Genomic DNA, 15,363 nt, shown 5'->3' on the forward strand with positions numbered 1-15,363 from the left:
CGTTTTTCGTTTTTTTCTTATTGAAAAACGATGATAAGCGCCCGATCTATAGTGGATAGAAAGAGTGCAGAGGGGATATCAAATGGAACCGTCATATATCGTCGCCGTCATACTCGCGGTGGCTGGCCTGGTGCTGCTGGTGTCTGCGGTGAAGGTCGTCCCGCAGGGCTATAATTACACCGTTGAGAATTTCGGCCGGTACACCAACACGCTGTCGCCGGGCCTGCATTTCATCGTGCCGTTCTACCAGCGGATCGGTCGTCGCATGAACATGATGGAAAGCGTTCTGGATATCCCGACGCAGGAAGTCATCACCAAGGATAACGCCATGGTGTCGTGTGACGCGGTGGTCTTCATCCAGGTGATTGATCCGGTTTCTGCCGCGTACGAAGTGAACAATCTTCAGAACGCGATTGAAAATTTGTCCCTGACCAACATCCGGACAGTTGTTGGTTCAATGGATCTTGATGAGGTTCTCTCCAATCGCGACGAGATCAATGCGCGGCTTCTGAACGTTGTCGATGCCGCAACCAATCCGTGGGGTGTGAAGGTTACCCGGATCGAGATTGCCGATCTCACACCGCCAGCAGATATTACCGAAGCTATGGCGCGCCAGATGAAGGCCGAACGTCTGAAACGGGCGGAAATTCTCACGGCGGAAGGCGACAAGCAGTCTGCCATCCTGAAAGCCGAAGGCGCCAAGCAGAGCCAGATCCTTGAGGCTGAGGGCCGACGGGAAGCGGCGTTCCGCGACGCTGAAGCGCGTGAGCGTGAGGCAGAGGCTGAAGCCAAGGCGACAGCCATGGTCTCCGAAGCTATCGCCAAGGGTGACGTCAACGCGATCAACTACTTCCTCGGCCAGCAATACGTGATGGCGTTTGAGAAGCTCGCGACATCGCAGAGCCAAAAGACGGTCATCATCCCGGCGGAGTTCAGCTCCATCATCGGTACGATTGAAGGCATCAAGGGCCTGACCGACAGTGCTGCGGCTAGTCGTTCTCAGACGGGCGGCGCGGTGCCACCAACACGGCGGGGGCGGGACTAGTCATGGATGCACTGATTGATCTCATGTGGCCGACGAATGCCTGGCACTGGCTAGGTATTGGATTGATCCTGCTGGCAATCGAAATGGCCGTTGGCACGTTCGATCTGCTCTGGATTGCGATTGCTGCAGCAGCGACGTCGGTGTTTGCCGCCATCGCACCGGGAAGCATCAGCGGCTGGGAAGGACAGCTTGTCCTCTTCGCGGTCGCGTCGATCGGCCTGCTTGTTTTCGGCCGAACCGTGTTCGCCGATATACGGATGAACGCCGCTGAACACCCAACGCTGAACAAACGAATGAGCCGCGCCGTGGGAAAGACCGGGACGGCGATGAGCGATTTCGTTGCTGGAGCCGGGCGCGTACGTCTTGGCGATACGGACTGGTCTGCTGAAACCGTAGATGGCAGCAATCCGGTTGCTGGCGCGAATGTGGTCGTTGAGGCGACGGCGGGCAATGCGCTTAGAGTTCGCGCGGCCTGATCGCTAGAAGAGACTCCCCTGCGGCGTGTCCGGTTTTGGCGGCGCAGGCGTTTTCGCGGGTGCGGGCTTTTTCGGCGTTGGTTTGGGCTTTTGAGAGTCGGACGTGACCTCAGCGTCAAATGAGCCATCGGCCAGCGTTACCGATAGAGCCTGGCCTGGCGCAAGGCCGTCGCTCGTTCTCAGCACGTCGCCTGACGCATCTTTGACGATCGCAAAGCCGCGATCCAGTGTCGCCTGATAGGAGAGCGCCTGAAGCAAATTCGCTTTTGAGGCGAGTGCCGTTCTGTGGCTCTCAATCTTTCGCTTCAATGCCGGCGTCGCGCGACTGGACGCTTCGCCAAGCGCCTGACGCGCGCGCCGGGCCTCAAGTTTGAGTGGCTCTATACGTAGCCTGCCGGCTGAACGTGCGAAGATGATCTGCTTGGACTTGATGGCTCCGGAGAGGCCTGAGCGCAGGCTGGCATCCAGATGATCGATGCGCTGGTTCTTTTGCGTCAGCAGCGTTTCAAGGCGCGGCAGGCGCGAGGCACGCAGGCGGTCGCGGTCGTGGCGCACCCGGCGGGCGAGGGCGCGTTTCAGGCTTTGGCCGCGTTCTTCAATCGACAGCAGAAGGTCAGAGCGAACGGGTACAGCGATTTCCGCGGCGCCGGTCGGCGTCGGTGCGCGGGCATCGGAGACGTAGTCGATGAGCGTGGTGTCGGTTTCGTGGCCGACGGCAGAGATCAGTGGAATTTCGCTCTCGAAGGCTGCGCGGACGACGTTCTCTTCGTTGAACGGCCAGAGGTCCTCAATCGAGCCGCCGCCACGCCCGACGATCAAGACATCGGGACGGTCATCGCCGGTCATCGCATTGAAGCCGCGAATGGCAGCCTCGATCTGCCCGGCCGCGGAATCGCCCTGCACGAGGGCAGGCCAGAGAATGACGCGGACGGGGAAGCGCTCACGGATGCGGTGAAGGATGTCGCGGATCACAGCACCGGTCGGGCTTGTGACGACGCCGACCGTACGCGGAAGATAGGGCAGGCGCTTTTTGTGACGTTCGTCGAACAGTCCTTCGGCGGCGAGCTTCTTCTTGCGCTCTTCCAACAGCGCCATGAGCGCGCCGGCACCGGCCGGGCGCATGAAGTCCGCGATCATCTGATAGTTTGAGCGGCCAGCATAGATGGAGAGCCGCCCTTCGGCGACAACTTCCAGACCTTCCTCTGGCTTGAAGGGCAGGCGCGAGACCGAGCCTTTCCACATCACTGTGTTGAGGACCGCCTTGTCGTCCTTGATGTCGGCATACATGTGGCCGGATCGGGCGATCGTCACACGGCCAAGTTCGCCGCGAACGCGCACATGATCGAAATTCGTCTCGATGGTCTTCTTGAGGCTTCCGGCAAGTTCAGAAACCGTCAATTCTGTGATGTTCGAGGCGGGGGTGTCGGTCACGTGATTAGCCTTGACTGCTCTTGTCAGGGTCAGACAGCCCGGCAGCAACAGTGCTGACGCGCGCCTTCAATTCCCCCGAGATGCGGGTCATCATGAACGTTCCTGTCCATTCGGACGGATCATCAAAGAACCATACGCCGCTGACGACGCAACAGTCGGGGTCCGTATCGCCGTGATAGCGCAGCAGCCGATGGTTTCCATCAGCGAGCGGCCCCTCAATCTTGGTGAACTGCACATCCAGGCCGAAGCGCTGGCCGATAATCTCGGATTCGCACTCACCATCCGGCGTTTGACCGTCAAAGTCCTCCTCAAGGACAGAGCCGGTGATTGTTCCGCCGTCTTCAGAGAGCCATGCGGTAAACGCAATGGCTTCATCTGTGAGATCGAAACTATAGAAGCCTGTCCACAGGCCGCTAAGGCTGTTGGTTCGGCGCGATTGAGAAGCGTTTCTTGTCATTGCTGATACCCTGCATTGATCACGGTCGATCCATCAAGGGGGAGTGTCCAGTCTGCCGTGAATTTATCTGTGACCATCCATTAGTGCTCGCGAGATTTGCCAGAGAGGCTGATTAAGGACTTGATCTCAGCAGGTTCGGCGTTCATCACCCGCCTCATGAAAATCCTCATTCTTGGTTCAGGCGGCCGCGAGCATTCGCTGGCCTGGAAAATCAGCCAGTCACCCTTGGTGGACGAAGTGTTCAGCGCGCCGGGAAACCCCGGCATGGACCAGATCGGCCCATGTTTTGATATTGATCCGACCAATCTGAAAGACGTGCAGGAACTGGCGCTTCAGCTGACGCCGGACCTGATCATCATCGGCCCAGAGGCGCCGCTGGCGGCAGGTGTTTCCGATGCGCTGCGGGCGCGCGGATTTGATGTCTTCGGACCAAGCCAGCAAGCCGCCCAGTTGGAAAGCTCTAAAGGCTTCGCCAAGGATCTGATGCAGAAGTATGGCGTGCCGACCGCGGCCTATGGCCGGTTTTCGGACCTGACCGAAGCGCTCGATTATCTTGAGACGATGAGTGCGCCTTACGTCATCAAGGCAGATGGTCTGGCAGGCGGCAAGGGCGTCGTGATCGCGGAAACGCTGGAAGTCGCCGAGAATACGGTCGAGGAGTTCATGACCGGCAAATACGGTGATGCATCGACCGAGATCGTCATCGAAGAGTTCATGACGGGCGAAGAAGCCTCAATCTTCGTCATGACCGATGGCGAAGGGGCGATCTATCTGCCACCGGCGCAGGACCACAAACGGGTCGGCGATGGGGATACCGGGCCGAATACAGGCGGCATGGGCGCCTATGCGCCAGCGCCCGTTGTTGATGCGCGCACCATGGAGCTTGTTCAGGCGCTGATCGTGGAGCCGATGCTGTCCGGCATGGCTGAAGACGGTATGCCCTATCAGGGCGTCCTCTATGTAGGCATCATGGTGACCGAGAGCGGCCCGAAAGTCGTTGAGTTCAATGCCCGCTTTGGTGACCCGGAGTGTCAGATCCTGATGACGGGTTTGCCCGGCGATATCGTCCCCGCGCTACTGGTTTGCTCAACGGGTGGGCTTGTCGGAAGCCATGCCGCCTTGTGCGAGATGATGGGGCTCTCCGACTATGAGCCAAGCGCCATCGTCGTTATGGCGGCCAAGGGATATCCTGAAGCGCCGATTAAGGGCGGCGTGATCAAGGGGGTCGAAGCGGCCAATGAGCTTGATGGTGTCACGGTCTTCCACGCCGGCACGGATAAAACAGCCTCTGGTGAACTTGTGGCGACAGGCGGGCGCGTGCTTGGCGTGGCTTCTACAGCGCTGAACCTGAAGCAGGCTATTGATGGCGCATATGATGGCGTCGCGAAGATCGACTTTCCTGACGGTTTCTTCCGCAAGGACATCGGGCGACGGGCGCTTGGATAAATATTTTTAATCTGGGGCAATGGTCGCAACCAGTTAGCGGCAGGGCCGTTGGTTCTTCAATAGCAACGCTTGAAGGACCAGCAGAATGCAAAATCCAAATATTGACGCCCTTAATGATGTCATCAAAACACTGATTGATAGCCAGCAAGGCTATCAAAAGGTGTGCGAGATGTCGGACGATAGCTACGCGCTACGTTCCAAGTTCCAGTCGCTCGCCAATGAGCGGACCGCACTTATCAACGACTTCCAGACGCAAGTCCGCGCTTATGGCGGCGAACCGCAGACGAGTGGCGGAGTTGCAGGCTCGATGCACAGAGCCTGGGCAGACTTCACGTCCATGTTCCGCGACGATGAGAAAGCCGCCCTGGAAGCCGTCGACACTGGTGAGGAGCACCTCGCCAAGGAAATTGACGACAAGCTCGAGAACACAGAGCTCGACGCTCAAGCCCGCGAGCTTCTCCGGCGCGCCAAGTCTTCCGCCTGTTATGGCGAGAACTTTGCCGACCAGCTGTCGTAATCTCGCTAAAGCGACATTCGTTTAAACGAACGGTCGAGAGCCGCCTTTTCGAAGGCGGCTCTTTTCGTTGCGGCAAGCAAGAAGTTGACTTGTCGGCTGTGTCTCCAGCGTTAGGGTGCGCCTGAAAGAATTATCAGGGAGTCATGCAATGACCGAGGCTGCCAACGCGCAGGAAATGTTCACCGGAACGAAGGAAGTCGTCGAGTCTCACAGGTTCGACGAAAGCAAGCTGGCCGACTGGATGCAGAAGAACGTCGAAGGCTATGAAGGCCCGTTGACGGTCAAGCAGTTCAAGGGCGGACAGTCCAATCCGACCTACAAGCTATTCACGCCGAACAAGACCTATGTGATGCGGCGCAAGCCGCCCGGAAAGCTGCTGCCATCGGCGCACGCCGTTGACCGCGAATTCCGGGTGATCAACGCGCTGTACCCGACTGGCTATCCAGTGGCGCGCCCGTACGGACTTTGTGAAGATGAAGACGTCATCGGCACCATTTTTTATGTGATGGACTGTGTCGAAGGTCGCATCCTCTGGGACGGAACACTTCCAGAGTATGAGCCAGCCGAACGCCGCAAGATCTACGAAGCCAAGGTCAAGACGTTTGCTGACCTGCATAATACGGATTGGCGCGCCATCGGGCTTACCGGATTTGGCAAGGAAGGCGATTATGTTGCGCGCCAGGTCCATCGCTGGACAAAGCAGTACAAGATGTCGGAAACCGAGCACATCGACGACATGGAAAAGCTGATCGATTGGCTTCCAAAAAATCTGCCCAAGAATGAGGACGTCACGATCGTCCATGGCGACTATCGGCTGGACAATATGGTGCTGCACCCAACTGAACCGAAAGTGATCGCGGTCCTGGACTGGGAGCTGTCGACGCTCGGCGACCCGCTGGCCGACTTCTCATATCACTTGATGAATTGGGTCATGCCGGGATCTGATCCGGCGCGCGGTTCTATTCCGAACATTCCTGACCTGAAGTCCTACGGTATTCCGACACTTGAGGAATATGTGGATATGTATTGTGAGCGGACCGGCCGCGATGGCATGCCGGACCTGAACTACTATTTCGCCTACAATGCGTTCCGGCTTGCGGGCATTCTGCAAGGGATTGTCGGCCGCGTCCGCGACGGCACAGCCTCGAACGCCAATGCCGCCGCGAATGCAGAGCGGGTGAAACCGCTTGCGGCCTTTGCGGCCTCGCGGGCCCGTATGGCCGGCATGGAAGGCTAGACCATGACAAAGATTATCGAAGGCCCGCTTCGCAAGCCGGCGCAAATGCTGGCCGAGCAGTCCTATGACGGGCACAGCTCAATCCATGATGACAAGGAAGCCGAGCGACTTGGCATCGCCGCTGGTCCGATTGAGGGGCCGACGCATTTCAGCCAGTTCACGCCGTATCTTGTCGACCTGTTCGGCAAGGCCTGGTTCGAGCGTGGGTGTTTCTCGACGCATTTTCTGAACATGGTGGTCGAAGGCGAGGCGGTGAAGGTCATCATCGAGCCGCGATCAGAGACGCATGCCTATTGCCGCGCTGTGAAGGAAGACGGCACGCCGGTTCTCGAAGCCAGCGCGACGCTTGAACCAGACCATGGAGAGACCTTGCTACGTGCGCGCATGGCCAATCTGCGGCCAGCGGGCGATCTCGTAATTCTCGAAAATATGAGAGTCGGTCTCACCTCCGATCAAGACGAGATTGTGCGGATGGATCCGGATCAGCACATGGGCAATCTCTATCCCTTCTCCCTGAATGAGAAGCTGAAGAAAATCACTGAGCCTATGGATTGGTACAGTGATGCGGACGCGTCGCCATGGGGCAAAGCAATTGTGCCGACCGAGATGGTGTCGGTGCTCGGCAACTATACGGGCGGTATGACCAAGTGGCCGATCAAGAAGCCGTCCATTGGCCTGTTTGCTGACCTTGAGATCAGGATGATCGATGGGCCGCTCTTCGTGGGCGAAACCTACAGGCTGAAGCGCGAAGTCGTTGCTCTGTCGCAAAGTCGCCGCGTAGAAAATTATTGGGTGGAAACGAGCTTTTTCGATGAGTCAGGCAAAACGCTGAAAGCGAAGATGCTTCTGAATCACGCGATCTTGAAGGCAAGCTATCCGGACTATCCGGCGGACCGGCTGCCAGGCTGATCAAGCGCAACCAGCGGTCAGATAATCATCTTCAAAGATGTAAGTCCGCGGGGCGATCGGGACGGTGATGTCTTTATAGACATTGTTGTTTGGGTCGTCCCATGACTGGATAAATTCTTCCATATAAGTGATGCGGTCGCCCAAATATTTTTGCAAATATTCGGCGTCGAGCATGCCCCAGTAATTGTCAGGCGCGACGCGGCAGTCTTCTTGTCTGGCGCTCTCCAGCATACGTTTGCTGACTTCGGCAATGTAATCCATGTCGACATTCTGAGCGGCAAGGTGGCCTTTCATGTGATCTCGCCCGCTCTGGTACATGGTGTAGGCGAAATCATAGCCAAATCCGGCCTGAAGCGCCGCGGCACGGCTTGGTTCCTCGCCATCATGGGTCCAGGCATACCACTGCTTGAAAGGCATCATGACGATACCATGCACGGCGAAATGGGCAGAGCGGTGAATGCGGATGTCATCTGCGCCGGGTAACAGCACCATGGCGCAGGCGGACATGCATTGTCCGGCGAAAACGACGGGTTCTCCGCGTCCATCAAGAATGCCGCTCATGATGCGCGCGGTCGCCACATTGCCGCCCGGGCTCGTTATAATGATCTGGTCCGCCGGCTCCATTTCGGCCAGCGACAGAAACTCCCGCGGGAAGATTGCCGCATTGTAGCAAATGCTGTCGCTGCCTTCGATGCGATACACACCCTCTGTTGCGAGGCAGGTTTCTACCAGCTCGTCGAGTTCAGCTGTCGGGCTGTCAAACTTGATGGGCTCGCCAGATTGAGCCTGAGCCGCGCCGGTAAAATAGGCGGGTCCGATTGCTGCAAGCGCGCAAGCGACGAGTGTAGAAGCTAATCGGCTCATCAATCTGTCTTTCTCTTTCAGGCGATTAGTTATCGCTTCAGGAGAGAGTGATCGGCTCTGACGCCCATGTCTAGAATTTGTAGCGGACAGGAATGTTTTTGGGACCGCCGACGAAGTTCGCCCGGATAAAGGCTGGCTCGCCTGCCAGTTCAATTGATTTGATTCGCGAGAACAGCTCTTCGTAGATTGCCTGCATTTCCAGACGCGCCAGATGCATGCCGAGGCACATATGTCCGCCATGACCGAAAGAAATGATCTTGTTGGGGGAGCGATCTACGCGGAAGCTGAACGGATCTTCAAATACGTCTTCGTCACGATTACCTGATGGATAACAGAGCAGTAAGCTCTCTCCTTCAAGTATTTTCTGGTCCCGCAGCTTGTAGTCGGCTTGTGCCGTGCGCATGAAGTGTTTGACCGGCGTCGTCCAGCGGATTGCCTCGTCAACGGCCGTGCGGGACATGCCTTTCGGGTCATCCAGCATCTTTTTGAGCTGAGCAGGATTGTTGAGCATTCCGAGCACACCGCCGCCTGTTGAGGCGCTGGTGGTGTCATGCCCGGCAGCTGCAACGATGATGTAATAGCTCATCGCCTCAAGTTGGCCGATCGGTTCGCCATCAATCGTGCCGTTTGCGATCACAGTCGACACATCATCCTTCGGCGCGTTGCGGCGGTCCTGCGTGATGTTCGTGAAATACATGAAGAACTGGGCGAGCGTTTCCTGGATCGAGGCAAGCCCGCTATCAGGATCATCGTCATCCAGAAGGCTCTTGTCCCGCATCAGGTCTGGATCTTGCGCGCCAAAGATCTCCTGTGTGAGCTTGAGCATCATGGGTTCATCCTGCTCGGGAACCCCGAGGATCTGCATGATGACGCGGAGAGGGTAGTGCAGGGCGATGTCCTGCTGGAAGTCGCATTCGCCGCCCATGTCTTCCATTCGATCGACGAACTCTTTGGCGAGGCCTTTGATGGCATCTTCGCGCTTTTTCACATTTTGCGGCATGAACCATTCCTGGGTCAGGTGGCGCAGCTTGTAATGCGATGGGTCATCGAGCTGGACCAGCGTCTTCAGAAGATGCGGGCCACCGGTCTGCGCGTAGACGCGCTCTTCTGCGCTCACATAGCTCAGCATTTCGCGCTGGCCGTTCGTGAACAGCTTGTTCTGACGGCTGACTTCCATGATGTCGGCATGTTTTGTGATCGCCCAGAAGGGACGGAAATGCTCTGGCTCACACCAGGCGACCGGGTCTTCGGCGCGCAGCCTGGTAAAGGCTTTGTCCAGCGCATGCATGTCGGCATAAACCGAGGGATCTACAATCTGGTTGCAGATTTCCGCTGCCGCCTCGCTCATTTGCCGTGACGGATTCTTCTTGGTTTCCGGTGGACGTGCAATCGCTGTATCGGACATGGTCTGCTCCCTTGAGTTAGCTTCAGCTACTTCTTGGATGCAGACTTATCCTTTCGGCGCCGCTTGTTAAGGCCTCCCCGCGCGTCACCTTTAGGTCCACGCTGAGGTCTTTTCACTTTGTCGCTGGCCGCTGGAAGATACGTGCCCAGAAGACGCTGGAGCTCCTGTTTCGGGACTTCCTCGACAGCGCCGGGTTTGAGGTCTGCGAGTTCGAACGGGCCGTAATTGGTCCGAATTAGCCGGTTGACCTCAAGGTCGACCGACTCAAGGGCACGGCGAACCTCGCGTTTCTTGCCCTCGGTCAGTTCAACGCTGATCCAGTTATTGGCGCCCGTTTCCCGTTCCAGCTCAGCGATGATCGGGGCGTATTCGATACCGTCCACGATGACGCCGGCTTTTAGCGCAGCAAGTTTATCAGGCGTGACGCGGCCATGCGCCCGTGCTCTGTAGCGTCGTTTGAACTCATTTCTCGGAAGCTCAAGCGTGCGAGCAAGCTCACCATCATTGGTGAGCAGTAGAAGGCCCTCGGTTGTCAGGTCGAGACGCCCGACGGTGACGGTTCGGGGCAGGTGCTTTGGTAGCTCATCATAGATCGTCCGCCGCCCGGCAGGGTCGATGGTCGTCGTGATGAGGCCAGATGGCTTGTGGTAGCGCCAGAGCCGCGTCTGCTCAGGCGGCTCGATCCGTTTGCCGTTGACCTTGATGGCTTCGCCGCCTGTCACCTTGAAGGCAGGAGAGGTCAGCGTGCGGCCATTGACCGACACCTTGCCGGATTCAATGAGCGTTTCGCATTCGCGCCGGGACGCGACGCCTGCGCGCGCGAGCCATTTGGCGATCCGCTCACCCTCTGACCAGTCGGTCGGCGTGAGAGAAGCGGGCTTGCTGTTGGGTTTGGTCCGTCTGCCGGGCCGGGGCGTCTCACGACGATCCGTCATATGGTTATCCTTTAAGGGTTACCCTAGTTGCAGAACCGGAGCAGCAATTGCAAGCCCGAGCGCGAGTTCCATCGGTATCCAGACCAGCATCATGCCTGGTCCACGGTTCGCCTTCGTATCGACAAGGTAGGAAAGGAGGCGCCCGATGCCGGCACCAAACCAGCCCGCGGCGACTGGCATCAGGGCGAAAATGGCAAAGGCAGGCGGGACTGCGAAGAGGATAACGAGCGCTGTCATATGCACCATGAATAACAGGCCGCCATAGGTGGCGCGAAATTCGGAGAAGCCGCCTTCTTTTCCAGGGCTCGGATCGGGCTGAAGTCTTACAACGCCTTGCGCCCATCGCGGCGCAAGAAGCGCGCCGAGCCCAATCAGGGCACACAGGAAAAGCGCGATCGCCGAGATAATTGAGGGTACCAGCATGATGTTGTCCTTATCAGGTTTATGCGGGAGCTAGCTTGTGCGGATCAGAACACCAGTCCCGAAGGCCCAGTTTTTAGACGCCCGCTGCTTTCCAGGCAGACTTCGGCCAGCGGCGGTGTTGCCAGAACCATTGCTCTGGATTGGCGCGGACCTGCGCTTCAAGAAACTCAGTTATCTTCACAACGCAGTCGGTGACAGCCTCGTCACCCGATAGTCCGGGGTCCGGGCTGATCGGTTCGTGTATCGTCACGCGGAAGCGGGCAGGGCCTGTTCGGACGGTCGAGACGGGGATGATCGGGACATTGTATTTCAGCGCCAGCCGTGCGGGACCGGGCGCGGTCATGGCATCATGACCAAAGAAGGGAATGGCGAGCCCCTTGTTGAACTTCTGATCATTCATCAAGGCCACGGAACGACCAGCGGTGAGCGCCCGCATGAGCTCTCTCGTGCCGAGACCCTTCGGTGTGAGAACGCCAATGCCATAATCGTGGCGAACCTTGTTGATCCGGCGATCGATGTGGGGATTGTTAAGGGCGCGATACGTAACAAGGCAATCGACCGGCCGCCGACATATGACGGCAGCCATGACTTCCCAGTTGGCGAAATGTCCTGAGATGAAGACGGCGCCTTCTGGGGCGTTTTCGACCGCGTCGAGCCGTTCGGGGTGCACGACCTCGACCCGGTCACCTTCGTATGGGTTGATGCGGGGCAGGTGGGGTAACTCACCTGCGGTCCGGCCTGTGCTCTCCCATGACGCGGCCGCGACGCGGTCGACTTCCTCATCGCTCCAGTCTGGAAACGCCAGACGCAAATTTCGCTTGGCCGTGCGGTTCTGGCTAAGGAGCGGGGCAATCTTTTTGACGATCCATCCTGCCGCGTTCGACGCGCGGTCCGGCCCGAGCATTTTCATCGGCCACCAGTAGATGACATCCCAGGCAACGGCCTCCAGCCACCACTGAACGCGCTGCCTGAAAGTGGCGCGGTTATCGATGTCCTTTGGGCGGACATATTGAGGTGATTCTGGCTCGCTCATTTCGGCAGCCGTTCTGAAACAGATGCCAGGAGCTTGTCGAGTGTGTCAGTGTCTTTGAAGCGGGCCTGCACCGGGAAGGTCATGACGTCTCGTCGGTCATCTGTGCCGAGGCGTACATAGTCTTTTTCTGTGGTGACCAATACCGCATCCCTCTGCTTTGCGAGGTCTCTTAAATAGCGCAGATCGGACTTGTCGTAAGGGTGATGGTCGGGGAAGGGGACGGCATCTGCCAGCGAGACACCGCTTTGCGATAGCGTGTCAAAGAATTTTTCCGGTCTACCGATCCCGGCGAACGCCACGTACGCCCCTTCGGGCAGGGTCCCCGTCGGCTCGATCTGCGCGAAGAGAACGGGATTGGCAAAATTACCAAGTTCCGAAGGTGGTTCGGACGTGCCCATGACGATGACGGCATCTGCCCGCGCCAGACCCGCTTCGACGGGTTCGCGCAAAGGGCCTTTGGGAATCACATAGCCATTGCCGAAACCGGCAACACTGTCGACCACCACGAATGATAGATCTTTTGCAAGGCCGGGATTCTGGTGACCATCGTCCATAATTATGAGGTCGACGCCGTCATCCTGCATAGCTTGACCGGCCAACGCACGATCCGGACCGATCCATGCTTCGCCGCCGCGTGAGAGCATGATGGCTTCGTCGCCCACATCGGCTGCGACATGGCGATCCAGGTCAACTTTGAGCGGGCCTTTCAGCTTTCCGCCATACCCACGCGAGAGGGTGGCGATACGTATTCCCGGGTAGAGGTCCGAGAGTCTCGAGCGCAAGGCCGCGGCGACGGGGCTCTTACCTGTGCCGCCTGCCGATATGTTCCCGACGCAGATAACCGGGATGCGAAGTCTCAGCGGTTCGGCTTTGCGTATGCGATTGGCTGTGACACCGGCATAGATGGCGGCGAGCGGGGTTAGCATGAGCCTTGTGAGGGGGGCGCCCTCACGAGACTTTGGATCGACATCACGATCCCAGAAGCGCGGGGACCTTATCATCGTGAGATGGCCGGAAGGAGAGGGGCGAGCGCTTCGAGGGTTATGTTCATAGGCGTTTGGGCCTTTTCCTCCAGCATTATACGCGTGGCTTCCTTGGGCGGTGTGGCAGGAAAGCTGCGGGCGATATCCTGTGCGCCTGAGACAAACTGAAAGCCGGTCTGCTTCGCAAGGTCTGCCATGAGGTCCTCAAAGTTGAAGACGTCGGGGCCGGACAAAATCGGGCGCCCCAGTCTCAATATCTCCAGAGGGTTATGACCACCGACACCTGGCGTGTGACCTCCGCCAAGATAGACAGTGTCGGCTGCCGACGCAAACAGACCGACTTCACCTAGCGTGTCTGCGAGCAAGACATCGTCCTCAGGTGTCGGCGTCTCTCCTTTGGACCGGGTGGAGAAAGTCATCTGCTTCGCGTGAAGTGCATTGGCGATATCATTCGCCCGTTCGGGATGACGCGGAACGATGATCAGCGCCGGTCTCGGCGACATCTGGCTGATCGCCTCGATGACGAGTTCTTCTTCCCCTTCATGCGTTGAGACCGCGGTTAGGCAGCCGCGCGATCCGATAAACTGGTCACGCAAGAGGTTGAGTTGCTCACCGTTTACTGCCGGAGGCGGAAGCGCGGATTTCAGATTGCCTACAGAAGAGACCTGTCGGTGGGCGAGTGAGGTTAGCCCGTCAGCTGTTCTTGCATCAGCGGCCAATATCAAATCGAAGCAGGAAAAGACGCGCTTGGCAAAGTCAGGCCACTTTCCCCATCCAGTTATGCTGGAGCGGGTCATACGGGCATTGATCAGCGCCAGTTTAACGCCGCGGGCATGAGCTTCAGAAATGAGATTTGGCCAGATATCGCCTTCGGCAAAAATAGCGGTCGCTGGTTGCCATGTATCGATGAAACGGGCCGCCACGGCAGGCGTGTCTATCGGGGCAAATTGATGCGTGCTGCGGTCTTGAAGCTCTGGCGACGCTGAGATGGCGTCGGCGATTAGCTGAGCCGATGTTGTTGTCTGGCTGGTGAAGAGGAAATGAAGGTCAGCCCGCTCACCGCCAATCTGTTTGGCGAGTTCGAGCAGCAGGGCTGTTTCACCAATACTGGCGCCGTGTAGCCAGATCAGATTGGCGGGTGTGGCGTCGGGGACGTTTCGTGCGAACCGCTCTTCGGTCCGGCCAGCAATTTCCTTGCCCTTCGATAGTCGCTGTTTGACCAGCAGACCTAAAAAAGGTTCGGCTGCACGTGTTGCTGTGCGGTAGAGGCGTTGTCCGAGACTCATTGAAAAGAGATAGTGCGTGTTGGCGCTATGCTGCAATCACGTATCAGTTTCGCTGCGTCAGCATTTTGGCAGCCAGGCCATATGCTTCCTGAATTTCCGCATTCAGTCGGGCCGTACATTCAGCTGTGTCCTGACCCTTTCTAAACTCGAGAGGCTGACCCAGCACGATCGTGCCTTTTGCAAACGGGATCGGGACCATGAAGCGATCCCAGGTCTTGAGGCGGAATGCGGGTTTGCAGTCCAGTGCGTAAGGTATGATCAAAGCATTCGAGCGCTGGGCCAGGATGACAGGTCCGGCTTGGGCCTGCTCCGCGGGGCCGCGAGGGCCGTCCGGTGTCAAACATACGACGCTGCCAGCTCTCAAGCGCTTGGTTGTCTCCATGATGGCCGCCGAGCCACCTTTGTCTTTCTTTTTTTTCTTATGCGTGGATGAGCCCCTCACCACGTCGATACCGAGGTGTGAGACCGCCTGGGCAACGAACTCTCCATCTCGTGATAATGAGATCATCATCGCGGTCGGGTGCGCCTTTGCGGGCATCTTCCTGACAAAGCGAGTCCAGATTGATGGAAGCAGGAGGATGCGTGAGTGCCAGGCGGCAACGATCAGGCCCCGGTCACCGCTCCAGGCTTCGCGGAACTGTTCTTCACCTTCGGTCGACCAGCGCATGGTGCGCGCGCACAGCACCATATAGGCCCATATCAGGTACCCCAGCGCAGATGAAAAAATCGGATTGCGAAAAAGCCATTTCATATGCTGCGTCGGTTTAATGCGCGCCGTTTCAAATCGCAAAGACCAAATGAAGTACGCTCAGTAACATCAAACTTGCGAACTTGTCTGCCTCGGCAGATGCGGCCCAAGCGGGCGTCTTGGCGCCAGCTATTCACCGCGAGGTGATCGAAGCGCTTATCATAAAGA

General features: G+C 57.9%; 16 protein-coding genes. 6 read left to right on the forward strand and 10 right to left on the reverse strand.

Annotated elements, in window-relative coordinates; all coding sequences use genetic code 11:
* Positions 1-82: 82 nt before the first annotated feature.
* The gene (locus tag B8783_RS04955) at positions 83-1,045 is read left to right on the forward strand and encodes an SPFH domain-containing protein (RefSeq protein WP_084418685.1); all 963 of its coding nucleotides are present in this window, start codon (positions 83-85) and stop codon (positions 1,043-1,045) included.
* 2 nt (positions 1,046-1,047) lie between these two features.
* Positions 1,048-1,521, forward strand: coding sequence for an NfeD family protein (locus tag B8783_RS04960; protein ID WP_084418687.1), 474 nt, complete (start codon positions 1,048-1,050; stop codon positions 1,519-1,521).
* Between the two features lie 3 nt (positions 1,522-1,524).
* Here B8783_RS04960 and xseA read toward each other — a convergent pair whose 3' ends face one another.
* The gene (gene xseA / locus B8783_RS04965; protein WP_084418689.1) at positions 1,525-2,952 is read right to left on the reverse strand and encodes an exodeoxyribonuclease VII large subunit; all 1,428 of its coding nucleotides are present in this window, start codon (positions 2,950-2,952) and stop codon (positions 1,525-1,527) included.
* A 4-nt stretch (positions 2,953-2,956) separates the two neighbouring features.
* The gene (locus B8783_RS04970) at positions 2,957-3,409 is read right to left on the reverse strand and encodes a hypothetical protein (protein WP_084418690.1); all 453 of its coding nucleotides are present in this window, start codon (positions 3,407-3,409) and stop codon (positions 2,957-2,959) included.
* 156 nt (positions 3,410-3,565) lie between these two features.
* On the opposite strand from B8783_RS04970, the gene purD reads away from it, so the two are divergent.
* The 4 genes from purD to B8783_RS04990 all read left to right on the forward strand — a co-directional run bounded on the left by purD (position 3,566) and on the right by B8783_RS04990 (position 7,518).
* Entirely contained in the window at positions 3,566-4,855 is a 1,290-nt protein-coding gene (purD, locus tag B8783_RS04975; RefSeq protein WP_084421902.1) for a phosphoribosylamine--glycine ligase, read from the forward strand.
* 85 nt (positions 4,856-4,940) lie between these two features.
* On the forward strand, positions 4,941-5,372 hold the full coding sequence (locus B8783_RS04980; RefSeq protein ID WP_084418691.1) for a ferritin-like domain-containing protein: 432 nt from the start codon (positions 4,941-4,943) through the stop codon (positions 5,370-5,372).
* 148 nt (positions 5,373-5,520) lie between these two features.
* The gene (locus B8783_RS04985) at positions 5,521-6,609 is read left to right on the forward strand and encodes a phosphotransferase family protein (protein WP_084418693.1); all 1,089 of its coding nucleotides are present in this window, start codon (positions 5,521-5,523) and stop codon (positions 6,607-6,609) included.
* A 3-nt stretch (positions 6,610-6,612) separates the two neighbouring features.
* Entirely contained in the window at positions 6,613-7,518 is a 906-nt protein-coding gene (locus B8783_RS04990) for a hypothetical protein (protein WP_084418695.1), read from the forward strand.
* Here the strand turns inward: B8783_RS04990 and B8783_RS04995 are convergent, their stop codons facing one another.
* From B8783_RS04995 to B8783_RS05030, 8 genes are all read right to left on the reverse strand, one after another.
* Positions 7,519-8,382 (reverse strand): hypothetical protein, encoded by an 864-nt coding sequence (locus B8783_RS04995; protein WP_084418697.1) that lies wholly within the window; start codon positions 8,380-8,382, stop codon positions 7,519-7,521.
* 70 nt (positions 8,383-8,452) lie between these two features.
* The gene (locus B8783_RS05000) at positions 8,453-9,787 is read right to left on the reverse strand and encodes a cytochrome P450 (protein ID WP_084418698.1); all 1,335 of its coding nucleotides are present in this window, start codon (positions 9,785-9,787) and stop codon (positions 8,453-8,455) included.
* Between the two features lie 26 nt (positions 9,788-9,813).
* Entirely contained in the window at positions 9,814-10,722 is a 909-nt protein-coding gene (locus tag B8783_RS05005; protein WP_084418700.1) for a pseudouridine synthase, read from the reverse strand.
* Between the two features lie 18 nt (positions 10,723-10,740).
* The gene (locus tag B8783_RS05010; protein ID WP_084418702.1) at positions 10,741-11,145 is read right to left on the reverse strand and encodes a hypothetical protein; all 405 of its coding nucleotides are present in this window, start codon (positions 11,143-11,145) and stop codon (positions 10,741-10,743) included.
* 73 nt (positions 11,146-11,218) lie between these two features.
* Positions 11,219-12,178: a lysophospholipid acyltransferase family protein gene (locus tag B8783_RS05015; protein WP_084418704.1), complete on the reverse strand. Its 960-nt coding sequence runs from the start codon at positions 12,176-12,178 to the stop codon at positions 11,219-11,221.
* Positions 12,175-13,179 (reverse strand): tetraacyldisaccharide 4'-kinase, encoded by a 1,005-nt coding sequence (gene lpxK, locus B8783_RS05020; protein ID WP_084418706.1) that lies wholly within the window; start codon positions 13,177-13,179, stop codon positions 12,175-12,177. The genes B8783_RS05015 and lpxK overlap by 4 nt, the downstream gene beginning before the upstream one ends.
* Entirely contained in the window at positions 13,176-14,447 is a 1,272-nt protein-coding gene (locus tag B8783_RS05025; RefSeq protein WP_084418708.1) for a 3-deoxy-D-manno-octulosonic acid transferase, read from the reverse strand. Before B8783_RS05025 ends, lpxK begins: the two co-directional genes overlap by 4 nt.
* A gap of 43 nt (positions 14,448-14,490) precedes the next feature.
* Positions 14,491-15,198, reverse strand: a complete 708-nt coding sequence (locus B8783_RS05030; protein WP_084418711.1) for a lysophospholipid acyltransferase family protein — start codon at positions 15,196-15,198, stop codon at positions 14,491-14,493.
* Positions 15,199-15,363: the final 165 nt, after the last annotated feature.

This window comes from Henriciella litoralis, from assembly GCF_002088935.1.
In the GTDB taxonomy this organism is placed as follows: domain Bacteria; phylum Pseudomonadota; class Alphaproteobacteria; order Caulobacterales; family Hyphomonadaceae; genus Henriciella; species Henriciella litoralis.